At 65.0% G+C, this 20,928-nt stretch carries 19 protein-coding genes; 2 read left to right on the forward strand and 17 right to left on the reverse strand.

Going from position 1 to position 20,928, the window contains the following annotated elements; all coding sequences use genetic code 11:
- Positions 1–32 precede the first annotated feature (32 nt).
- From DZC73_RS16420 to DZC73_RS16470, 12 genes are all read right to left on the reverse strand, one after another.
- Entirely contained in the window at positions 33–941 is a 909-nt protein-coding gene (locus DZC73_RS16420) for an SDR family oxidoreductase (protein ID WP_124541426.1), read from the reverse strand.
- A gap of 19 nt (positions 942–960) precedes the next feature.
- Positions 961–1,896 carry a glutathione S-transferase family protein gene (locus DZC73_RS16425; protein WP_124541427.1) on the reverse strand — a complete coding sequence of 312 codons (936 nt, stop codon included), beginning with the start codon at positions 1,894–1,896 and terminating at the stop codon, positions 961–963.
- A 52-nt stretch (positions 1,897–1,948) separates the two neighbouring features.
- A complete protein-coding gene (locus DZC73_RS16430) occupies positions 1,949–3,586 on the reverse strand; it encodes an isovaleryl-CoA dehydrogenase (RefSeq protein ID WP_124541428.1) in 1,638 nt (545 codons plus the stop codon).
- 11 nt (positions 3,587–3,597) lie between these two features.
- Positions 3,598–4,614 carry an NADP-dependent oxidoreductase gene (locus DZC73_RS16435; protein ID WP_124541429.1) on the reverse strand — a complete coding sequence of 339 codons (1,017 nt, stop codon included), beginning with the start codon at positions 4,612–4,614 and terminating at the stop codon, positions 3,598–3,600.
- An 11-nt stretch (positions 4,615–4,625) separates the two neighbouring features.
- A complete protein-coding gene (locus DZC73_RS16440) occupies positions 4,626–5,063 on the reverse strand; it encodes a PaaI family thioesterase (RefSeq protein ID WP_124541430.1) in 438 nt (145 codons plus the stop codon).
- Positions 5,064–5,073: 10 nt separating this feature from the next.
- Positions 5,074–5,862, reverse strand: a complete 789-nt coding sequence (locus tag DZC73_RS16445; RefSeq protein ID WP_124541431.1) for an SDR family oxidoreductase — start codon at positions 5,860–5,862, stop codon at positions 5,074–5,076.
- Positions 5,863–5,872: 10 nt separating this feature from the next.
- The gene (locus tag DZC73_RS16450) at positions 5,873–7,840 is read right to left on the reverse strand and encodes a M3 family metallopeptidase (protein WP_124541432.1); all 1,968 of its coding nucleotides are present in this window, start codon (positions 7,838–7,840) and stop codon (positions 5,873–5,875) included.
- Positions 7,837–7,992, reverse strand: a complete 156-nt coding sequence (locus tag DZC73_RS29745) for a hypothetical protein (RefSeq protein WP_161974616.1) — start codon at positions 7,990–7,992, stop codon at positions 7,837–7,839. Before DZC73_RS29745 ends, DZC73_RS16450 begins: the two co-directional genes overlap by 4 nt.
- Positions 7,993–7,995: 3 nt before the next feature.
- Positions 7,996–8,190 carry a hypothetical protein gene (locus DZC73_RS16455; RefSeq protein ID WP_124541433.1) on the reverse strand — a complete coding sequence of 65 codons (195 nt, stop codon included), beginning with the start codon at positions 8,188–8,190 and terminating at the stop codon, positions 7,996–7,998.
- A gap of 14 nt (positions 8,191–8,204) precedes the next feature.
- The gene (locus DZC73_RS16460; protein ID WP_124541434.1) at positions 8,205–10,031 is read right to left on the reverse strand and encodes an acyl-CoA dehydrogenase; all 1,827 of its coding nucleotides are present in this window, start codon (positions 10,029–10,031) and stop codon (positions 8,205–8,207) included.
- A 153-nt stretch (positions 10,032–10,184) separates the two neighbouring features.
- Complete coding sequence (locus DZC73_RS16465) at positions 10,185–11,360, reverse strand: acetyl-CoA C-acyltransferase (RefSeq protein ID WP_124541435.1); 1,176 nt, start codon at positions 11,358–11,360, stop codon at positions 10,185–10,187.
- Positions 11,361–11,385: 25 nt separating this feature from the next.
- Positions 11,386–13,479: a 3-hydroxyacyl-CoA dehydrogenase NAD-binding domain-containing protein gene (locus DZC73_RS16470; RefSeq protein WP_124541436.1), complete on the reverse strand. Its 2,094-nt coding sequence runs from the start codon at positions 13,477–13,479 to the stop codon at positions 11,386–11,388.
- Positions 13,480–13,876: 397 nt separating this feature from the next.
- On the opposite strand from DZC73_RS16470, the gene DZC73_RS30010 reads away from it, so the two are divergent.
- Positions 13,877–14,524: a hypothetical protein gene (locus tag DZC73_RS30010; RefSeq protein ID WP_198414867.1), complete on the forward strand. Its 648-nt coding sequence runs from the start codon at positions 13,877–13,879 to the stop codon at positions 14,522–14,524.
- 140 nt (positions 14,525–14,664) lie between these two features.
- Positions 14,665–15,477 carry a hypothetical protein gene (locus DZC73_RS16480; protein ID WP_124541437.1) on the forward strand — a complete coding sequence of 271 codons (813 nt, stop codon included), beginning with the start codon at positions 14,665–14,667 and terminating at the stop codon, positions 15,475–15,477.
- Between the two features lie 23 nt (positions 15,478–15,500).
- On the opposite strand, the gene DZC73_RS16485 is transcribed toward DZC73_RS16480, so the two are convergent.
- From DZC73_RS16485 to DZC73_RS16505, 5 genes are all read right to left on the reverse strand, one after another.
- Positions 15,501–16,196, reverse strand: coding sequence for an ABC transporter ATP-binding protein (locus DZC73_RS16485; protein ID WP_124541438.1), 696 nt, complete (start codon positions 16,194–16,196; stop codon positions 15,501–15,503).
- 6 nt (positions 16,197–16,202) lie between these two features.
- Complete coding sequence (locus DZC73_RS16490) at positions 16,203–17,006, reverse strand: ABC transporter ATP-binding protein (protein ID WP_407924114.1); 804 nt, start codon at positions 17,004–17,006, stop codon at positions 16,203–16,205.
- Positions 17,007–17,011: 5 nt separating this feature from the next.
- Positions 17,012–18,340, reverse strand: coding sequence for a branched-chain amino acid ABC transporter permease (locus tag DZC73_RS16495; RefSeq protein WP_124541440.1), 1,329 nt, complete (start codon positions 18,338–18,340; stop codon positions 17,012–17,014).
- Positions 18,341–18,356: 16 nt separating this feature from the next.
- Positions 18,357–19,382 carry a branched-chain amino acid ABC transporter permease gene (locus DZC73_RS16500; protein ID WP_124541441.1) on the reverse strand — a complete coding sequence of 342 codons (1,026 nt, stop codon included), beginning with the start codon at positions 19,380–19,382 and terminating at the stop codon, positions 18,357–18,359.
- Between the two features lie 143 nt (positions 19,383–19,525).
- A complete protein-coding gene (locus tag DZC73_RS16505; RefSeq protein ID WP_407924109.1) occupies positions 19,526–20,797 on the reverse strand; it encodes a branched-chain amino acid ABC transporter substrate-binding protein in 1,272 nt (423 codons plus the stop codon).
- Positions 20,798–20,928: the final 131 nt, after the last annotated feature.

Consider the following 20,928-nt stretch of genomic DNA (forward strand, 5'->3'; position numbering starts at 1 on the left):
CAGCGCCCCTTCCCTTCAAACAGCCAGCAGCATCACTCCACCGCCCGAATCGCCTCACGCAGTTGCTCGCCAATCTGAGGCCTGTCCTTGAACGGATCGCTGGGGTTGCGTCCGAGCATGATGTCTTCCAGCCGCGTCTGCACCGCGCCGAGCGCGTGCGGGTGGCTGAAGATGTAGAACTTGTCGTTCGCGACTGCGTCCATCACCATCTTGGCCACGTCGGCCGCGGTGAGCTTGCCTGATGTCACCGCCTTGGTACCCAGGGCCTGGGCGATGAGCTGGCTCTTCGTAGGCCGGACCTCGTCCTTCATGTCCGTGGGTCGGTTGCGCTCGCTCAGGTGGATGCCCGTGGGCACGAAGAAGGGGCACAGCACCGAGCAGTGGATCTGGTCGGTGACCAGCGCCAGGTCCTGGAACAGCGTCTCGCTGAGCGACACCACCGCCTGCTTGGTGACGTTGTAGGACGCCATGTTGGGCATGTTCACCACGCCGGCCATGGACGCCGTGTTGACGATGTGGCCCTCGTACGCTGGGTCTTTCTTCGCAGCCTCCAGCATCATCGGCGTGAACACGCGCACGCCGTGGGCCACGCCCATGAGGTTCACGCCGACCACCCACTCCCAGTCCTTGAGCGAGTGTTCCCAGATCAGGCCACCTGAGCTCACGCCGGCGTTGTTGAACACGAGGTGCGGGGCGCCGAAGCGATCGACCGTGGCGCGGCCCATGGCCTCGACCTGCTCAGCCTTGGACACGTCCAGCCGGAACGGCAGCACCTTCGCGCCCAGCGATTCGATCTCGGCGGCGGCCTTGTCCAGCGCGTCCTGCTGCACATCGGCCATCACGATGTTCATGCCGGCCTGCGCAGCCAGGCGGGAGGTTTCCAGGCCGAAGCCGGAACCGGCTCCGGTGATGACCGCTGTCTTGCCCTGAAAGCTTTTCATTCCTGCTCCTTGATGGGGTTCACTGCGCCGCTTCGGCCTTCTTCACCTGGTAGCCCAGGCGCGGGAAGTGCACGACCACGCGGCCGGCACGTTCGTCGCGGCGTTCGATGGCGACTTCATCGTTGGCAAGGCCCACAAGGCGGCCCGTCACGGCGTCCTGCGCATAGTCGGTGGGGGTCACGGTGACGGCATCGCCGGCCGCGAAGCCCTGGTCGGGCGCGACGGAGGTGGCCACGGTGCCGATGGCCGAGCGCGCAGCCTCGATGGCCTCTTCGCTCGTGAACTTCTGCTTCTCGCCATGGCCGAAGGCGCGCATGCGCTCGAACCATTGCAAGGTCTTCGGGAAGGCCTGCAGCACCGCGGCCACCGGCGGCACACGCTCGATGTACCAGACGGACTGCACCGTGGCGAAGTCGGCGATCGACGGCAATGCGCCACAGATGAACTCTCGACCGTCGCCGAGTTGCTGCTCCAGCCAGCCCAGTTGCAGCCTCAGGTTGGCGCCGGCATCGGCCATGGTCGAGCGGCGCATGCTGCCGGCCATGGCGGCGCGGTCGGCGGCGAAGGCCTTGATGGCTTCCGGCGGCAGGCCGGCGAAGATGTGCTGCGCGCCGGCCGGCTGCATGGTGTACGGAATGGCCGCCCAGAACAGCGCCGTGTCGGCCCAGTGCGCCACCATGTGCTGCGCGCCGCCGGCCTCTGCCGGGAACAGCGGGGGTGTGGGAAACAGCTTGTCGATCACGCGGCACATGAGCGCGGTGTCGCAGTAGATGTCCGCGCCGATCTGCATGAAAGGCGTGCGGCGGTAGCCACCGGTCAACGCCACCACGTCAGGCTTGGGCAGCATGGTGGGCACGGTCACCGACTTCCAGGCGATGCCTTTCATGCCGAGCACGAGGCGGACCTTTTCGGAGAAGGGTGAGTTGGCGTAGTGATGGAGGATGAGGTCTTGCATGGTCGGCTCCTTCTGGCCCTTGTCGGCCCGGCGGGCAAGACCTTCCGCAGATTCAGACCTGCGGCATCGCCCGGCGGATGATCGACTCGAAATCCACCACCGAGGGTAGCGTGCCGAACGCAAAACCCCAGTCACCTGCGAGACGCGAACGGCAGAAGGCGTCGGTCACTTCAGGCGTGGAATGCTGGCGCAGCAAGGCGGCCTGCACGGCGAGCGCCACGTCCTGCGCCAGGCGACGCGCATCGGACTCGCTGCTCGCGTCCTCGATGCGTGCGGGCAGCGCGTCGGCGAAGCGGTCGAAGGCCGCGTTCGCACCGCGTGCCGGGGCCAGTTCGGCGGCGAGTGCCGCGGCCATGTCGCCCTTGCGGACCGCACGCAGCAGGTCCAGCGCCATGATGTTGCCGGCACCTTCCCAGATGGAATTCAGCGGCATTTCGCGGTAGATGCGCGCCATCACGCCCTCCCCGCCCGACTCCACGTAGCCGTTGCCGCCCAGGCACTCCATGGCCTCCTGCGCGAAGTGGCTGCCGCGCTTGCAGATCCAGAACTTCGCCACCGGCGTGAGCAGGCGGCGCATCAGGGTTTCGTGCGGATCGGCCGGTGCATCGAAGGCGCGGGCCAGGCGCAGCGCAAGCGCAGTGGCCGCCTCGCTTTCGAGCGAGAGATCGGCCAGCACGTTGCGCATCGCCGGCTGCTCGATGAGCAGCTTGCCGAAGGCCTGGCGCTGCGCGGTGTGGTTGAGCGCGAGCGACAGCGACTGGCGCATCAGCGCCGCCGTGCCCAGCGAGCAATCGAGCCGCGTGAGGTTGCCCATCTCGAGGATCTGCGGCACGCCGCGTCCTTCCTCGCCCACGAGCCAGGCGTGGGCGCCCTCGAACTCCACCTCGGAACTGGCATTGGCCTTGTTGCCCAGCTTGTCCTTCAGCCGCTGGATGCGGATGTCGTTGACCGTGCCATCGGGCCGCCAGCGCGGCAGGAAGAAGCAGGTCAGCCCCGCGGGCGCCTGCGCGAGGATGAGGAACGCATCGCACATCGGCGCGCTGAAGAACCACTTGTGGCCGGTGACGAGGTAGCGCTCGCCCCAGGCATCGCGGCCGTCGTGGCGCGCCTGCGTGGTGTTGGCCCGCACGTCGGAGCCGCCTTGCTTCTCCGTCATGCCCATGCCCATGGTCACGCCCTGCTTCTGCGAAGCCGGTGCGAAGCGCGGGTCATAGACGCGGCTGGTGAGCTTGGTCGCCCATTCCCTGGCGATGGCTGCATTGCCCTGCAAGGCAGGCGTCACCGCGTAGGTCATGGAGATGGGGCACAGCGTGGAGGGCTCCGTCTCGGTGAAGAGCATGAACCCCGCCGCGCGCTTCACATGCGCATGCGGCCCGCCGGCCCAGGGCGTGCCATGCAGGCCCGAGCCCACGGCCAGCGACATCAGCGCGTGGTAGCTCGGATGGAACTCCACCGTGTCCACGCGGTGGCCGAAGCGGTCGTGCGTGCTCAACACTGGCGTGTGCACGTTGGCCAGCCGCGCATGGGTCTGGAATTCCTCCGAACCCAGCGTTGCGCCCAGCTGCGACAGATCATCCGTCGCCAGCGACGCCGCGTTGAAGCGCAAGGCATCGCGCATCGCCGCGTTGCCGTCGAACAGATTCGTGTTCGACAGCGGCGCGACCTGGTTGAAGACTTGATGCGTGCCCATGGCCGACGCCGTCAGACCAGCTTCACCAACTGCTTCCCGAAGTTCTTTCCCTTGAGCAACCCCAAGAACGCTTCAGGCGCGGAGGCAATGCCCTGCGCCACGCTCTCGCGGAACTTCAGCTTGCCCATGGCGACCATGCCGCCCAGTTCCTTCAGCGCCTCGGGCCACACCTCCATGTGCTCGCTCACGATGAAGCCTTCGAGCCGCAGGCGCGACTGCAGGAGGACCTGCGGGTACTGGATGGGAATCGGCTGCCCGTTGTAGCCGGAGATCATTCCGCACAGGGCAATGCGGCCGAAGGCGTTCATGTTCAGCAGCACGGCGTCGAGGATGGTTCCGCCCACGTTCTCGAAGTAGCCGTCGATGCCCTGAGGGCACGCGTCCTTGAGCGCGGTCTTCAGCGACTTCAGGTCGCCATGCAGCTTGTAGTCCACGCAGGCATCGAAGCCCAGTTCCTCGGTCACGTAGCGGCACTTGTCGGCGCCGCCCGCAATGCCCACCGCGCGGCAGCCCCTCGCCTTGGCGAGCTGGCCGACCACGCTGCCCACCGCGCCGCTGGCCGCGCTCACCACCACCGTCTCGCCGGCCTTGGGTTCGCACAGCTTCACCAGGCCATACCAGGCCGTCACGCCGGGCATGCCCACCGAGCCCAGGTAGGCCGACAGCGGGATGTGCGTCGTGTCCACCTTGCGCAGCATGCCGGGCTGGTTCGCATCGGCCACGGCGTATTCCTGCCAGCCGCCCATGCCCACCACCTTGTCGCCGGCCTTGTAGCCGGCATGGCGCGACTCCACCACCTCGCCCACGGTGCCGCCGATCATCACCTGGTTCAGCGGCTGCGGCTGGGCGTAGCTCTTGGCGTCGTTCATGCGGCCGCGCATGTACGGGTCCAGCGAGAGGTAGTGGTTGCGCACCAGCACCTGGCCGTCGGCCAGCGTGGGCACGGGAGATTCCACGAGCTTGAAGTTGTCGGCGCTGGCCTCGCCTTGTGGACGCGAGACGAGATGGATCTGGCGATTCGTGGTCATGGTGTGTCCTTTCAGTCGGAGGCGTTGAGCCTCTTGAGTTGGCGCCCGCCCGCGGGCAGCGCCTTGAGGTACTTGAAGGTACCGGTGGCATGCGCGATGAGCGTGCCGTCCTCGGCATGGATGCCGCCTTCGCAGAAGGCGAAGCTGCTGGTCTGGTGCAGGACCCGGGCCTTGGCGAGCAGCCGGCCCAGCCCGGGCTTCATGAAGCTGGTCTTCATCTCGATGGTGACCACGCCGCGCGGATCGGGCGTCCCGCCGTCGCGCGGGCTGCGTGCGGCGTGGGCCATGGCCACGTCCAGCAAGGTCATGGACACGCCGCCGTGCACCACGCTCCAGGAGTTCATGTGCTCCTCGCGCGGCTGCATGGCGATCTCGGCCTCGCCGTTCTCGAAGCGAAGCAGCTCGAAGCCCAGGGCTTCGACGAAGGGGATGTGGACCTGGAACTTCATGGTGTCGGGGTCAGTGCGAGTGGACAGCGCTCACGCCGCCATCCACCGCGAGGATCTGCCCCGTGATGTGCTTGCCCGCGGCCGACGCGAACAGCAGCGCGGCGCCCTTGAGGTCGTCATCGTCGCCGATGCGGCCCAGCGGCGCCCCCTTGGCGAGGGCATCCACGCCAACCGCCTGCAGCGTGCCCTTGGTCATCTTGCTCGGGAACATGCCGGGCGCCAGCGCATTCACGGTGATGCCGTAGGCGCCCCACTCACCCGCCAGCGCCCGCGTGAAGTTCACCACCGCGCCCTTGCTCGTGTGATAGGCCAGCGCCTTCAGCGCGATCGAGCCCGACAGGCCTGCAATGGAGGCGATGTTGATGATGCGCCCCTGCTTGCGAGGAATCATGCTCGCCTTGCCGATGGCCTGGCTCATCAGGAAGATGCTGCGCACGTTCAGGTCCATCACCTTGTCCCAGGCCTCCAGCGGATGATCCTCCGCCGTCGCGCCCCAGGTGGCGCCTGCGTTGTTGACGAGGACGTCCACGTGCCCCATGCGCTGCAGTGTCTCGCTGGCCACGCGCTGGATGTCCTCGGGTTGGCTCGCATCGGCCGCGATCCAGCGCGTGTCGATGCCCTTGGCCTGCAGGTGGGCCGCGGCCTCTTCGAGGTCACCCGCCTTGCGCGATGTCAGCATGATCTTCGCGCCCGCCTCGCCCAGCGCCTCCGCGATCTGGAGCCCCAGGCCGCGCGAGCCGCCGGTGACGAGGGCGACCTTGCCGGAAAGATCGAAGAGTTGCTGGACGGGAGTGCTCATGGATGATTGGCTACTTGTTGAGTGACTTGAAGAACGCCCGGCTGTCCGTCGGGCGTCCGAGGAATTGCTTGACCAGGTCCTGCGGCGCCACCTGGCCGCCGTTGGCCAGCACGGTGTCGCGGTAGCGCTTGCCGACCTCGGGGGACAGGCGCTTGCCCTCGAAGGCCGTGCGCAGGTCTTCCGCCACGACCAGGCTCCACATGTAGCTGTAGTAGCCGGCCGCATAGCCGCTTGCAAGGTGGCCGAAGCTGGCCGGCAGCATGGTGCCGTCGACGTGGCCCAGCGGCGTGTCGCCTTCCATGGCAGCCCACAGTGCGAGCGGGTCGCGCGCATCGCGGCCGTACAGGGCCAGGTCATAGCTGGCGTACAGGTGCTGGCGCGAGACGCGGATGCCCTTGGCGAAGTGGTGCGCCTTGTCAGCCCGCTGCAGCAGGGCCGCCGGCACCGGCTTGCAGGTCTTGCAGACCTCCTGGAACAGCGCCAGCGTCTTCGCGTCGTACACCCAGTCTTCGAGCATCTGCGAGGGGGCTTCGACGAAGTCCAGCAGCACGTTGGTGCCGCCCTGGCTGCCATAGCGGGTGTGCGAGAGCACCTGGTGCAGCCCGTGCCCGAACTCGTGCAGCAGCGTCTCCAGCTCACCGATGGTCAGGCCCTGGCGGTTGAGGTTGGCCACCAGGCCGCCGGCGGGCAGGCGGTTCACCAGCGTCGAGGGATTGCGGAAACCCCACATCGCCGCATGGGAGAACTTGTCTTCGCGCGGATAGAGGTCCACGTAGAACGTGGCGATGGGTTGCCTGGTCGCGAGATCCACCACCTCGAAGGCTTGCGCATCCGGGTGCCACAGCGTTTCCTTCACCGGCACGAAGTCCACGCCGAACAGGCGCGTGGCCAGGCGGAAGACGAACTTCACGCTGGCGTCCGACGGGAAGTACGGGCGGAACTGCTCTTCATCCACCGCGAACTTCGCCTTGCGGGCCTTCTCGGTGTAGTAAGACGAATCCCAGCGTTCGATCTTCGTGTCGGCCAGCTTCTGCTTCGTGTCCTTCGCCTTGAAGCTGCGCAGCACTTCGATGTCGGCACGCTCGCGGGCCTGCACCGCATCCTTCACCGTGCCGAGGAACTTCTGCACCGTCGCCTCGTTCTGCGCCATGCGGCGGCGCGTGGCGAAGTCGGGGTAGGACTGGAAGCCGAAGAGGCTCGCGTACTCGCGCCGCAAGGCCACCAGCTGCGACAGCGTCTTGATGTTCTCGGCACCGGCACGGCTGCTGAAGGCCCGCCACATGCGCTCACGGGTCCTGGGGTTCACCGCCCGCTCGATCACCGGGCCGGACACCGGGTAGGCCATGCCCAGCAGGTAGCGCCCCTGCTCGTCGCGCTTGGCCGTCTTCCACGCGTCGGCGGGCACGCCCTTCAGTTCGGCTTCGGTGAAGGCTTCCTGCGTCTTGTCCTCGCGCACGCGGCGCTCGAACTCCTGCGACAGGCGGTTGATCTCGTTGTTGATCTCCTCGGCGCGCTTTTGCTTCTCGGGGCTGAGTCCGGCACCGGCATCCTCGAAGGCGTTGAGCGTGTCGGTGAGGAAGCGGCGGTCGATGTCGTCGGCCGGCTGCACCTGCTTGAGCAGCGCATAGACCTTGGCGCTTTGCTGGAACTTGGCGTTGAAGGCCTGGTAGCGCAGGTCGCAGGCTTCGGTCGCGTCGCGGATGGCCTTGTCCGGATGCACCGCGGTGAGCAGCGACATGGGCCCGTCGCTGTCTTCGTAGCGGCGGTACATCGCGTCCAGCTCTTTCAGCAGCGCGACGCCGCTGGTGTCGGGCATCGCCTCGATCTTCTGCTGCCCCGCAGTGAGGTCGGCCATCATGCGGTCGCAGTCGGCGTTGACGTCGGCCGCGTTCGCATAGACGGGCATCGTGTACGGCGCGGCATGCGCGGCCAGGCCCACGGCCGCGGTGGCCACCAGGGCCAGCAAGTGCTTCTTCAAGTGGTCTCCGTGAAGTGATCAGGCTGGCTGCGCGCGTGGCGCAGACGCCCGGTGGTCGCACCGGCCGGCTTGTAGCGCGGACGGTGCAGGAACGCATCCAGCGCGGACGGGTTGGTCACGCAGGATGCAAAAGCCACGAGACGGCGCGGCATGGCTCAGGCCTTGTCGTCCTTCATGCGGGCGCGCACGAACACCAGCAGCACGCCCACCGCGGCAGTGATGCCGCCCCCGCTGGTGATGGTCCAGCCCAGCGCGTCGTCGCTGCGGGCCACCGACAGCCCGAGCCCCACGCTCAACAAGCCGCCGTAGATGAGAACCCAGATGAGCGTGTCGAGCGTGGAGGTCTTCATGTCTTTGTGGGTGCCTAGAACCAGGCGTCGTCCATGGAACGGCAAGTATCGTCGCGCGTCTCCACCACTTTCAACCACGCGGGCACTTTGGGCAGCTCGTAGTGGAAGAAATAGCGGGCGGCTGCGAGTTTTCCCTGGGTCAGGTCGCTTTCAGGCTGGCGCCGTGCGCACAGCGCGACGTCCAGCCAGATCCACGCCAGCACCGTGTGGCCAAAGGCCTGCAGGTAGGGCGTGGCATTGGCCAGCGCCTCTTCGGGGTTGCCCGTGGCCCAGGCGGACTTGGTGGCATTGCCCACGGCCTTGAGCGCGCCGGCCAGCGCGTTGCCGTGTGCAGCGAGCTCGGGCACTGCCATCGCCCGCTCGATGGTGCCGTTCATCTTGGACGCCAGCAGCGCGAGGCCCTTGCCGCCATCCATGACCACCTTGCGGCCCAGCAGGTCCAGCGCCTGGATGCCATGCGTGCCCTCGTGGATCATGTTCAGCCGGTTGTCGCGCCAGTACTGCTCCACCGGGAAGTCGCGCGTGTAGCCGTAGCCGCCCAGCACCTGGATGGCCAGGCTGTTGGCCTCCAGGCACCACTCGCTGGGCCAGCTCTTGGCGATGGGCGTGAGCATCTCCAGCAGCAGGTGGGCTTCCTTCGCGCCCGCCTCGTCGCCGGTGTGCAGCTCGTCCACCAGCCGCGCGCAGTACAGCTCCAGCGCCACGGCACCTTCGCAATAGCTCTTTTGCGCCAGCAGCATGCGCTTCACGTCCGCGTGCTGGATGATGGGCACCTGCGGCTGCTTCGCGTCCTTGCCGCCCACGCCCATGGGCCGGCCCTGCGGGCGGTTGCGGGCGTACTCCAGGCTGGCCTCGTAGCCGGCATAGCCCAGCGTGGCCGCGCCCAGGCCCACGGCGATGCGGGCCTCGTTCATCATGTGGAACATGCAACGCAGGCCGTCGCCGGCCTTGCCGACGAGGTAGCCGATGGCACCGGCACTGCCGCGCACCGGGTACTTGCCTTCACCGAAATTCAACAGCGTGTTGGGAATGCCGCGGTAGCCCAGCTTGTGGTTGAGGCCGGCCAGCGCCACGTCGTTGCGTTCGCCTGTGAGCTGGCCTTGGGCGTCCACCAGCTTCTTGGGCACGATGAACAAAGAGATGCCCTTGGTGCCCGGCACCAGCTTGCCCTCGGCATCGGGAATCTTCGCCAGCACGAGGTGGATGATGTTCTCCGACAGCTCATGCTCGCCGTTGGAGATCCACATCTTGTTGCCGCGCAGGCGGTAGCGCGGGCCGAAAGGGTCGCTCTCGAAGTCGCTGCCGTCGGGCGTGGCGCGCGTGACCACATCGGACAGGCTGGAACCTGCCTGCGGTTCGCTCAGGCACATCGTGCCGTAGAAGCGGCCGGCGAATTCATTGCGCGCGAACACCTGCTTCTGCAGCTCGGTGCCGTGTGCCATCAGCAGGTTGGCGTTGCCGCTGGTGAGCATGCCACCGCCGCCGATGCCGATGCCCGCCTTGGAGAAGAAGCTGTTGGCCGCCATCTCCACCACGCAGGGCAGCTGCATGCCGCCGATCTCGTAGTCCTGCGCGGCGGCGAGCATGCCGCTTTCCTGGAAGGCGCGTGCCGCGGCGTGGCTGCTCTCGGGCAGGTGCACCTTCTCGCCATCGAACCACGGCTCCTCGGTATCGGCGATGCGGTTGAACGGCGCGAACTTGTCGCGGGCGATCTTCTCGCAGGTGTCGAGCACGGAGTCGAAGGTCTCGCGCGAGTGGTCGGCAAAGCGCGTGCGCTGGTTGAGCGACTCGACGTTCAGCCAGTCGTAGAGGAAGAACTCGGTGGTTTGGCGGTAGGTCATGGGTGGGCACGTAGGGTGGGTCAAGCGAAGCGGACCCACGCGTTGGTCATCGAAGTGGCACCGTACCGCGTGGGTCCGCTTCGCTTGACCCACCCTACGGTGCCTGTCATCCCCTCGCACCGGGCGGAGGGGATTGATCAGGACCGACAGGGTTTACAACACTTCGAAGACACCGGCAGCGCCCATGCCGCCGCCGATGCACATCGTGACGACAACCTTCTTCGCGCCGCGGCGCTTGCCTTCGATCAGCGCATGGCCCGTCAAGCGCTGGCCACTGACGCCGTAGGGGTGACCCACAGCAATCGCCCCGCCGTTGACGTTGAGCTTGTCCATCGGAATGCCCAGCTTGTCCGCGCAATACAGCACCTGCACCGCGAAGGCCTCGTTCAACTCCCACAGGTCGATGTCGTTGACCGTGAGGCCCAGGCGCTTGAGCACCTTCGGAATGGCGAAGACCGGGCCGATGCCCATCTCGTCAGGCTCGCAACCCGCGACCGCGAAGCCGAGGAAGCGGCCCAGCGGCTTCAGGCCCTTTTGCTGCGCGAACTTCTCGTCCACCACCACGCAGGCACCGGCGCCGTCGCTGAACTGGCTGGCATTGCCCGCCGCGATCACGCCGCCGGGGATGGCCGGGCGAATGCCCGACACGGCCTCGAAGGTCGTGCCCGGACGGATGCCTTCATCCGCACTGACGGTGACTTCCTTCGTGCGCAGGCCCAGCACCGGGTCGGCATAGCCCATCACCGTGGTGACGGAGATCAATTCGTCGTTGAACTTGCCGGCCTCTTGCGCGGCCGTGGCGCGCTGCTGGCTTTGTGCGCCGTACTGGTCCATGCGCTCGCGGGCGATCTTGTAGCGCTTGGCCACCTGCTCGGCGGTCTGCAGCATGTTCCAGTAGATCTCGGGCTTGTGCTCCACGAGCCACGGGTCGGCCAGCATGTGCTTGTTGGCCTCGTTCTGCACGCAGGAGATGCTTTCCACGCCGCCGGCCACGTACACCTCGCCTTCACCGGCGATGACGCGCTGCGCCGCCGTGGCGATGGTCTGCAGGCCGCTGGAGCAGAAGCGGTTGATGGTCATGCCGCTGGTGGTGATGGGCAGGCCGGCGCGCAGCGCGATCTGGCGGGCGATGTTGCTGCCGGTCGCGCCCTCGGGCGTGGCGCAGCCCATGATCACGTCGTCGACGAGCGCGCCGTCGATGCCCGCGCGCTCGACCGCCGCCTTGACGGCCAGGCCCCCGAGCGTCGCACCATGGGTCATGTTGAAGGCGCCCTTCCAGCTCTTGGCGAGCGGCGTGCGGGCGGTAGAGACGATGACTGCATTGGTCATGATTCGTGTCCTCGATGGTGTTCGATCAGGAGAAGGTCTTGCCTTCGGCGGCGAGCTTGGCGAGCAGCGGAGCAGGCTGCCAGAACTCGGCATCGTCGTTGGGGTTCTTGGCAAAGCGCTTCATCGCCGCTGCCACGTTGAACAGGCCCACCTCGTCGGCGTATTGCATCGGGCCGCCGCGGTGCATCGGGAAGCCGTAGCCGGTGAGGTACACCATGTCGATGTCCGAGGCGCGGGCGGCAATGCCTTCCTCGACGATCTTGGCGCCCTCGTTCACCAGCGAGAACACCAGGCGCTGCACGATCTCTTCATCGCTGATCTTGCGCGGCGTGATGCCCAGCGAGGCGCGATGCTTGTCGATCATCTCCGTCACCACCGGCGAAGGAATCGCATCGCGCTTGCCCGGAACGTAGTCGTACCAGCCGGCGCCGGTCTTCTGGCCATAGCGGCCGATCTCGCACAGCAGGTCGGCCGTCTTCGAGTAGCGCATGCCGGGCTTCTCCACCGAACGACGCTTGCGGATGGCCCAGCCGATGTCGTTGCCGGCCAGGTCGCCCATGCGGAACGGGCCCATGGCGAAGCCGAACTTCTCGATGGCCTTGTCCACCTGCTCGGGCGAGGCGCCTTCGTCCAACAGGAAGCCGGCCTGGCGGCTGTACTGCTCGATCATGCGGTTGCCGATGAAGCCATCGCACACGCCCGAGACCACGCAGGTCTTCTTGATCTTCTTGCCGATCTGCATCACCGTGGCGAGCACGTCCTTTGCCGTCTTCTCGCCGCGCACCACCTCCAGCAGCTTCATCACGTTGGCCGGGCTGAAGAAGTGCATGCCGACCACATCCTGCGGGCGCTTGGTGAAGGCGGCGATCTTGTTCACGTCCAGCGTGGAGGTGTTCGACGCGAGGATGGCACCGGGTTTCACCACCTCGTCCAGCGTCTTGAACACCGCCTCCTTCACGCCGAGTTCTTCGAACACGGCTTCGATGACCAGGTCCGAATCCTTCAGGTCGGCGTAGTTCAGCGTGGTCGACAGCAGCGCCATGCGCTGGTCGTACTTGTCCTGCTTGAGCTTGCCCTTCTTGACCTGCGCCTCGTAGTTCTTGCGGATGGTGGCGACGCCGCGGTCCAGCGCTTCCTGCTTGGTCTCCAGGATGGTGACCGGGATGCCCGCGTTCAGGAAGTTCATGGAGATGCCGCCGCCCATGGTGCCCGCGCCGATGACGCCGACCTTCTTGATCTCGCGGGTGGGTGTGTCCGAGGGGACATCGGGAATCTTGCTGGCGGCGCGCTCGGCCATGAACAGGTGGCGCAGCGCCTTCGACTCCGGCGTGAACATCAGCGCCGTGAACAGCTCGCGCTCGGCGCGCATGCCGTCGTCGAACTTCTTGGTGAAGGCGGCTTCCACGGCATCCACGCACCTCAGCGGCGCCGGGAAGTTCTTGCTCATGCCGCCCACCATGTTGCGGGCGAACTGGAAGTAGGCCTCGCGCTGCGGATGCTGTGCCTTCAGGTTGCGCACCAGCGGCGCGGGGCGCACGTCGGCCTTTTCTTGTGCGAAGGCGATGGCGGCGTCGAGCACGTTGGCATCGACCAGCTTGTCGAACAGCTTCTGGCCGGGCGCCTTGGCCAGCATCTCGGCGGGCACGGGCTCGCCGCTGACGATGATGTTGAGCGCGTTCTCGGCGCCCAGCACGCGCGGCAGGCGCTGCGTGCCGCCGGCGCCGGGCAGCAGGCCCAGCTTCACCTCAGGCAGCGCGATTTGCGTGCCGGCCTGCACCACGCGGTAGTTGCAGCCCAGCGCCAGCTCCAGGCCACCGCCCATGCACACGGTGTGGATGGCCGCGACGGTGGGCTTGTCGCTGGCTTCGATCGCCAGGATGACGCTCAGCAGGTTCGGCTCGGCCAGCGCCTTGGGCGAGCCGAATTCCTTGATGTCCGCGCCGCCGGAGAAAGCCTTGCCGGCCCCGGTGATGACGATGGCCTTGACGTTCGCATCGGCATTGGCCTTCTCCAGGCCTTGCGCGATGCCCAGCCGCGTGGCGTGGCCGAGGCCGTTCACAGGTGGGTTGTCGAGGGTGATGACGGCGACGTTGCCGCGAACTTCGTAATTGGCGCTCATGAGGACCTCGTGAGGTGGTTCGAGTGCGGGCGGAGGAGCGGGCTCTTCCTTGAAATAGAACGGTCGTGCGATTCTAGGTTTGTCTTGGGAGAAAGGCCTGTCTCTGCGGCGACAGAGTTGGCCGGATGGCGGGAGAGACGCTACTACCTTGGGTGGGGGTTGGGAAGGGTGGGAGGATGAGAGCCATGGGTTAGGGTTTCCTCGGGGGCATCGATCAGCCAAACGATCGCAACTCCGCCAGGACCACGCAAAATCCGATCGGTAGAAACTTCAATCAAGCCTCATGCCACGTGCTCGTACGCCACTTGAAGCTGCTGCGGGCAAACTCGTTTCGGCCATACAGCGGGAATGGAATGAGGAGCTAGGGACAGCCACGGCTGCAAGCAGTGAGCAGGTCATGCATTCCTCGCACGATCTGCTTTACGCCGCCAAGATCGGCAATCTTGCGGGTGTGGTGGGAACGGGGTCGGTGACCGAGTTCTTAGGGAAGCAGTGGGTCGCTGAGCATCCAAGGATATGGCCCGATATCCAGACGCTGGAAGCGCTGGCCCTCTTCTGTACCCAGCAGGCGTCGGTTAATGAACTCGACACTCTTTTGCAGAGATCCGACTCCGATTCGATGAGGTGGGCCGATGGCGGGGACGCAGAGATCGCCGAGGAAATGCTGGCTTCACTTCCGAAGGAGGACTGGTTACGGGTCAAAGATCTTTGTTCAAGCCGTGACTCGCAATGGCGGGCTTGCCTGGCATCCATACTCCGCCCACAGCAAGGAGAATTCGCGCAACGCTTGCTGCTCGACCTCGCGTGGGACCAAGAGCTTGAGGTTGCCTTTCTCGCCGTGTCGGGAATCGCCTTCTACTGCGGCGTGAACGATGGGCGACAGGGTCCTTTTATCGATCTCAAGACCCGAAATCCCACCTTTCTCTCTCGAGCAAAGTCTGCTGCAGATCTAGTGGTACAAGTTCGCAAGGTGAGTGCATTGTGTTATCCAACAATCCAAGCGCGATTCGAACTGCTCGCACAGACGCTTGAGAAGCAATCCTGATCAATTGTGGCGGCCGGCCTCCTCCGCGTACCCGTCAACTGGATCTGCCCGTCTTCCCGACCGCGCGGTCTTTGTCGTCCACTGAACAAACTTGCTCCGCCATTCAAAAGCTACTGTCCACATAGCGCCAGTACACGCAAATGACATTCAGCACCACATTCGTCCTACTACAACAAGAAGCATATTTGACGAGAGGAATTTTGGCCGAAGGTCTAACCGCTCTTCGCACCGCGGCCTTCCCTGACAAGGCAACCTTCTATTCGGGCTTCTTCAATACGGCGGTGGCATTCGAACGTGTCATGAAGCTGGTCGTAGTTGCGGACCACATGCTTCAACACTCATCGGCTGTGCCAACGAAAACCGACCTGAAAGCCTACGGCCACGACTTGGTCTCTCTCTACAAGTCCAGCATTGCAGCGGCATCGAGGGTAGGAGTTGGAAACTTGGGCTTTCCTCCCTCGGGATCCATCGAGGCCGGCATTCTTTCTTTTCTCTCGGAATTTGCCAGAACAACTCGGTATTACAACCTTGATGCGCTCTCATCACCTTCTGTGCAGAGCGATCCACTGGCAAGTTGGGAGGCTATCCTGAATGATGTTCTCGTTCAGGACGTCCCTCAAAGAAAGATGCAAGCTCAACTCGATTTAGCCAAGCAGATGCATGACCTGATGGCGGGAAGCATCCGCGCGATTCAACACGGCATGGATGGCAAGCAGCTTTCTTTACTGGAGGTATTTAATCTTCCTGTGAAACACCAACTAGCCGTGCCATACACCATGGTTAGAGTATTTCGATTGCTGACGCCGCTACTCACCATCATCGGTGAACAGGGACGTCAGCTCTTCTACTGTCAGCCAAGATCCTCCAATCCGCAAGCACCGCTCTTTCACGAGTTCTTTGTTCACTTTGGTGGGAGTGATGCCGAAATTCGCCGAAAGAAGCGATGGCCATAAATCCTCGCGGAATTTGAAGGCACTCAGACCTCCAGCCACTCCTTACGGATATACGCATTGGCCCGCAGATCTGCCGGCGTCCCTTCGAACACGATCCGCCCATGCCCCATCACGTAGCACCGCTCTGAAATCTCCAGCGCTATCGTGAGCTTCTGCTCCACCAGCAGCACGGACACCCCGCGGTTCTTCAGCTCCTTGAGGTACTGCGCCACCAACTCCACGATCTTGGGCGCCAGACCTTCCGTCGGCTCGTCGATCATGATGAGGTCCGGGTCGCCCATCAGCGTGCGGCACAGCGTGAGCATCTGCTGCTCCCCTCCGCTCATCACGCCCGCTTCCGTGTGCTGACGCTCCTTCAACCGAGGGAACATCTTGTACATGTCCTCGTAGGTCCAGCGCGGCTTCTTCTTGCCGCGCTTCTCGCCGAGCATCAGGTTCTGGTGCACCGTGAGCTTGGGGAAGATGTCGCGGTTCTCCGGCACGTAGCCGATGCCGTGGTGCGCGATCTCGTAGGCCTGCTGTCCCAGCAGCTCCTTGTCGCGAAACTTGATGGAGCCATCGCCCTCCACCAGCCCCATGATGGTCTTCACCGTGGTCGATCGCCCGGAGCCGTTGCGGCCCAGGAGGCTCACGATCTCGCCTTCGCCCACGTGCATCTCCACCCCGTGCAGGATGTGGCTCTTGCCGTAGTAGGCGTGCAGGTTGTGCAGCTTGAGCATGTCCGTTCAGCCCTTCGCCTGGGTGGCCGTCGCTGCCTGCTGCTCGGCCAGCACGGAGCCCAGGTAGGCCTCCTGTACCGCCGGGTTCGCCCGCACCTTGTCCGGCGTGTCGAAGGCGATCACCTCGCCATACACCAGCACCGCGATCTTGTCGGCCAGGCCGAACACCACGCCCATGTCATGCTCCACCGTCAAGAGCGTCTTGCCCACCGTCACCTCGCGGATGAGCTCGATGAAGCGCTTGGTCTCGCTCTTGCTCATGCCGGCGGTGGGTTCGTCCAGCAGCACCACGTCGGCACCGCCGGCGATGGTGATGCCGATCTCCAGCGCGCGCTGCTCGGCATAGGTGAGGTTCATGGCCAGCGTGTCGCGCTTCTTGTCGAGCTTGATCATCTCCATCAGTTGCTCGGCGCGTTCGTTCGCATCACGCAGCCGCGACAGCCGGTTCCAGAACGAATACTTGTAGCCCAGCGACCAGAGCACACCGCAGCGCAGGTTCTCGAACACGCTCAGGCGGCCGAAGATGTTGGTGATCTGAAAGCTGCGCGCCAGGCCCAGGCGATTGATCTCGAAGGGCTTCTTGCCGTCGATGCGCTTGCCGTTGAGCGCGATCTCGCCCGAGGTCGGGCCGAAGCGTCCGCTGATGAGGTTGAACAGCGTGGACTTGCCCGCGCCGTTGGGCCCGATGATGGCCACCCGCTCGCCCGGTCGCACCGCCAGGTTGGCACCGCGGATGATTTCGGTCTTGCCGAAGGACTTGCGCAGGTCCTTCAGCTCGACGGCATAGGGCGCCGCGTTCAAGGCTTGCACGGCGCTCACAGCGTCTCCCTCCGGCGAATCTCTTTTTCGATCTCGCCTTGCACTTCACCCCATTGGTGAGCGAACTGCCGTCGCGACATCTCGAACATCGCCACGCCCACCAAGGTCACGAAGGCCGCGCCGAACCAGCTGTCGACCCGCGCCGCATCGATGTTGACCCACAGGTACTTGATGGTGGTGCCCAGCGCCTGGTTGAGCTGCAGGTGGTAGACCATCTCCACCATCGCCGCGAAGCCCAAGAGCGCGACGAGGGCCGATCCGCCCAGCGCGAGATAGGCCGTCCACAGGCGCCCAAGCTTGCCGAAAGCGGCCACGCGCAGGTTCATCATGATCAGGCTGGCGATGCCGCCCGGCGCATACATCACCATGAACAGGAAGATGAAGCCCAGGTACAGCAGCCAGGCCTTGGTGAACTCCGACAGCAGCACGCCAGCCAGCACCATCAGCACGCCGCCGATGATGGGTCCGAAGAAGAAGGTCGCGCCGCCCAGGAAGGTGAAGAAGAGGTAGGAGCCGGAGCGGAACCCGCCCACCACCTCGGCGGTGGCGATCTCGAAGTTCAGCGCATACATGCCGCCCGCGATGCCGGCGAAGAAGCCGGAGATGATGAAGGCGATGTAGCGCACGCGCTGCGTGCTGTAGCCGATGAACTCCACGCGCTCGGGGTTGTCGCGCACGGCGTTGAGCATGCGGCCCAGCGGCGTGCGCGTGAAGGCGAACATGGCCGCGGTGCACACGAAGGTGTAGATGGCCAGCAGGTAGTACACCTGGATCTGCGGCCCGAAGGTGATGCCCCACACCGCCTTGCCGACCACGCGGTTGGTGTTCACGCCGCCTTCGCCGCCGAAGAACTCCGGCACCATCAGCGACATGGCGAACACCAACTCGCCGACGCCCAGCGTGATCATCGCGAAGGTGGTGCCGGCCTTCTTGGTGGTGACGAAGCCGAGGATGATCGCGAAGAACATGCCGGCGAAGCCGCCGACCACGGGCACCAGGCTCACCGGCAGCGCCAGCCCGCCGCCGATGGCGTTGAGCACGTGGATGCAGGTGAAGGACGCGAGCCCCGTGTACACCGCATGCCCGAAGGTGAGCATGCCGCCCTGCCCCAGCAGCATGTTGTACGAGAGGCAGGCCACGATGCCGATGCCCATCTGCGAGAGCATGGTCATCGACAGGCTGCTGGTGAAGAACATCGGCGCGACCAGCAGCACGAGGGCGAACAGGGCCCACACCACCACCCGCCCCACGTTGTAGGGACGGAAGCTGTAGACCTGCGCCGACTTGGGAGGCACCGCGGGAATCGGAGCGGGCGAAGAAGACATGACGGCAGCCATCGCGTCAGCCCTCCCGCGTTCCGAGCAGGCCCTTGGGCCGGAAGATGAGGATCAGCACGAGGAAAAGATAAGGAAGGATGGGCGCGATCTGCGAGATCGTGAGATTCACGAAGGTGTTGGAGGCCTTCACGTCGGGCATCACCGTCTTGATCATGCTGAGCACCGAGTAGTCCAGCGCCACCGCGAAGGTCTGGATGACGCCGATGAGCAGCGAGGCGAGGAAGGCCCCGGCGAGCGAGCCCATGCCGCCCACCACCACCACGACGAAGATGACGGAGCCCACGGTGCCGGCCATCGCCGGCTCGGTGACGAAGGTGGAGCCACCGATCACGCCGGCCAGGCCCGCCAGCGCAGCACCTGCGCCGAACACCAGCATGAACACACGCGGCACGTTGTGGCCCAGCGCCTCGACCATCTCCGGATGCGTGAGCGCACTTTGAATGACCAGGCCGATGCGCGTTCTCGTGAGCATCAGCCACAAGGCCAGCAGCATCAGCAGCGCCACGAACATCATGAAGCCGCGGGTGGCGGGGAATGGCGAGCACACCACCTTCACCGCCGCGTCGGCGGCGGTGCACATCGCGGCAGGCGCCGCGCCCCACAGCACATGCAGGCCATCGACCGACGAATTCACCAGCGTGAAGGCCGGGCCCTGCAGCTTCGAGGGCGGCTGGAACTCCAGCGCCGTGCGGCCCCAGATGAGCTGCACCAGCTCCAGGATGACGAAGGACAAGCCGAAGGTGATGAGCAGCTCAGGCACGTGCCCGAACTTGTGCACGCGGCGCAGTGCGAAGCGCTCGAACAGCGCGCCCAGCGCGCCGACGACCAGCGGGGCCAGCAGCAGCGCACCCCAGAAGCCGGTGAGCTTCGCGATGGAGTAGCCCACGTACGCGCCCACCATGTAGAAGCTGGCGTGCGCGAAGTTGAGCACGCCCATCATGCTGAAGATCAGCGTGAGGCCTGAGCTCAGCATGAACAGCAAGAGCCCGTAGCTCAGGCCGTTGAGCATCGAGATGGTGAAGAACTCCATGTGTGCTTCGCGTGATGGCTGGATCGTGCCAGGCACGGCACGAATGGCACAGGAACGGGAAAACGGCAAGACACAACGTGGCGGGGCGTGGGCCCCACCACGTTTTACCTCTCAACCGTGAGGTAGCGCAAGACGGCAGGAAATCAGCCTGCCGACGGCCTCTTCATCTGGCAGCTCGTCGGCGTGCTCGAGATGTACGACGGGAACTCCTTCACCGGCGCCAGCGTCATGCCCGTCTTCTCCGGGCTGTACGGGTGCTTGGCATCGGCCTTCTGCCACACGGTCATGTACAGCGGCTGCTGGAGCTGGTGGTCGGTCTTTCGCACTTCCACTTCGCCGTTGAAGCTCTTGACCTTCAGGCCTTCCATGGCCGCGGCCACCTTCACCGGGTCGGTGGACTTGGCGTTGGCCATGGCCTGCGACAACACGGTGAAGACGTGGATCACCGAGCCGGTGTAGAAGTCGTCGTTGAACTTCGTGTTGAATTCCTTCATCCACGTGTCCATCTGGCCGCCCATGTTGTAGTGGGAGTAGGCCACCTGGAACACGCGGCCCGCACCGCCCTGGCCCAGCGCCGTGGGCGTGCCGGTCACGCCGGTGTAGTAGGTGTAGAACTTGCCGTTGTAGCCGCCTTCGTTGGCCGCCTTCACCAGCAGCGCGAGGTCGGAGCCCCAGTTGCCGGTGATCACGGTGTCTGCGCCCGATGCCTTGATCTTGGCGATGTACGGCGCGAAGTCGCGCACCTGCGCGAGCGGGTGCAGGTCTTCGCCGACGATCTGGATGTCAGGCCGCTTGCGGCCCAGCATCTCCTTGGCGAACTTGGCCACCTGCTGGCCGTGCGAGTAGTTCTGGTTGAGCAGGTAGACCTTCTGGACGTCCTTCTGGTCCTTGATGAAGCTGGTCATGGCTTCCATCTTCATCGAGGTGTCGGCGTCGAAGCGGAAGTGCCAGTAGCTGCACTTGCTGTTGGTGAGGTCCGGGTCCACCGCGGCGTCATTGAGGTAGATGACTTCCTTGCCGGGGTTGCGTTCGTTGTGCTTGTTGATCGCATCGATCAGCGCCAGCGCCACCGACGAGCCGTTGCCCTGGATCACGTAGCGCACGCCCTGGTCCAGCGCGGACTTCAGCGCGTTGAGCGTCTCGGTGGGGCTGAGCTTGTTGTCGATGCCGGTGACTTCGAACTTCACGCCGGCGGGGTTGTTGGCGCTGAACTTCTCGGCGAAGAACTGGTAGCTCTTCAACTGGTTGCCGCCGACGGGCGCCATGAGGCCCGACAGCGCATCGATTCGAACCATCTTGACGGTCTCGCCGGCCAGGGGCTTGGCGCCACCCTTGGCCTGGGCCATCGCGAGGTTGGCGGACATCAGCAAGGACGTTCCGACGAGGATGCTGAGAGAAACTTTCGTGAGCTTCATGTGCTTATCTCCATGCTGCATTGACCACAGCGTTCAACAGTACTGGAATCAAGCTTCCACGGGGCCCCGGGACTACCCCCAAGCCTTGTCGCGCCCGAGACAAGGGACATGAACCGGGCGCGACAAGCGCA

It is taken from the genome of Rhizobacter terrae (genome assembly GCF_003852895.1).
Taxonomy (GTDB): Bacteria; Pseudomonadota; Gammaproteobacteria; order Burkholderiales; family Burkholderiaceae_C; genus Albitalea; species Albitalea terrae.

Bases quoted from the DNA above. Each gene is read 5' to 3' on its own strand.
- DZC73_RS16420 (WP_124541426.1), bottom strand. From the start codon at position 941: ATGAAAAGCTTTCAGGGCAAGACAGCGGTCATCACCGGAGCCGGTTCC.
- DZC73_RS16425 (WP_124541427.1), bottom strand. From the start codon at position 1,896: ATGCAAGACCTCATCCTCCATCACTACGCCAACTCACCCTTCTCCGAA.
- DZC73_RS16430 (WP_124541428.1), bottom strand. From the start codon at position 3,586: ATGGGCACGCATCAAGTCTTCAACCAGGTCGCGCCGCTGTCGAACACG.
- DZC73_RS16435 (WP_124541429.1), bottom strand. From the start codon at position 4,614: ATGACCACGAATCGCCAGATCCATCTCGTCTCGCGTCCACAAGGCGAG.
- DZC73_RS16440 (WP_124541430.1), bottom strand. From the start codon at position 5,063: ATGAAGTTCCAGGTCCACATCCCCTTCGTCGAAGCCCTGGGCTTCGAG.
- DZC73_RS16445 (WP_124541431.1), bottom strand. From the start codon at position 5,862: ATGAGCACTCCCGTCCAGCAACTCTTCGATCTTTCCGGCAAGGTCGCC.
- DZC73_RS29745 (WP_161974616.1), bottom strand. From the start codon at position 7,992: ATGCCGCGCCGTCTCGTGGCTTTTGCATCCTGCGTGACCAACCCGTCC.
- DZC73_RS16455 (WP_124541433.1), bottom strand. From the start codon at position 8,190: ATGAAGACCTCCACGCTCGACACGCTCATCTGGGTTCTCATCTACGGC.
- DZC73_RS16460 (WP_124541434.1), bottom strand. From the start codon at position 10,031: ATGACCTACCGCCAAACCACCGAGTTCTTCCTCTACGACTGGCTGAAC.
- DZC73_RS16465 (WP_124541435.1), bottom strand. From the start codon at position 11,360: ATGACCAATGCAGTCATCGTCTCTACCGCCCGCACGCCGCTCGCCAAG.
- DZC73_RS16470 (WP_124541436.1), bottom strand. From the start codon at position 13,479: ATGAGCGCCAATTACGAAGTTCGCGGCAACGTCGCCGTCATCACCCTC.
- DZC73_RS30010 (WP_198414867.1), top strand. From the start codon at position 13,877: ATGCATTCCTCGCACGATCTGCTTTACGCCGCCAAGATCGGCAATCTT.
- DZC73_RS16480 (WP_124541437.1), top strand. From the start codon at position 14,665: ATGACATTCAGCACCACATTCGTCCTACTACAACAAGAAGCATATTTG.
- DZC73_RS16485 (WP_124541438.1), bottom strand. From the start codon at position 16,196: ATGCTCAAGCTGCACAACCTGCACGCCTACTACGGCAAGAGCCACATC.
- DZC73_RS16495 (WP_124541440.1), bottom strand. From the start codon at position 18,340: ATGTCTTCTTCGCCCGCTCCGATTCCCGCGGTGCCTCCCAAGTCGGCG.
- DZC73_RS16500 (WP_124541441.1), bottom strand. From the start codon at position 19,382: ATGGAGTTCTTCACCATCTCGATGCTCAACGGCCTGAGCTACGGGCTC.
- DZC73_RS16505 (WP_407924109.1), bottom strand. From the start codon at position 20,797: ATGAAGCTCACGAAAGTTTCTCTCAGCATCCTCGTCGGAACGTCCTTG.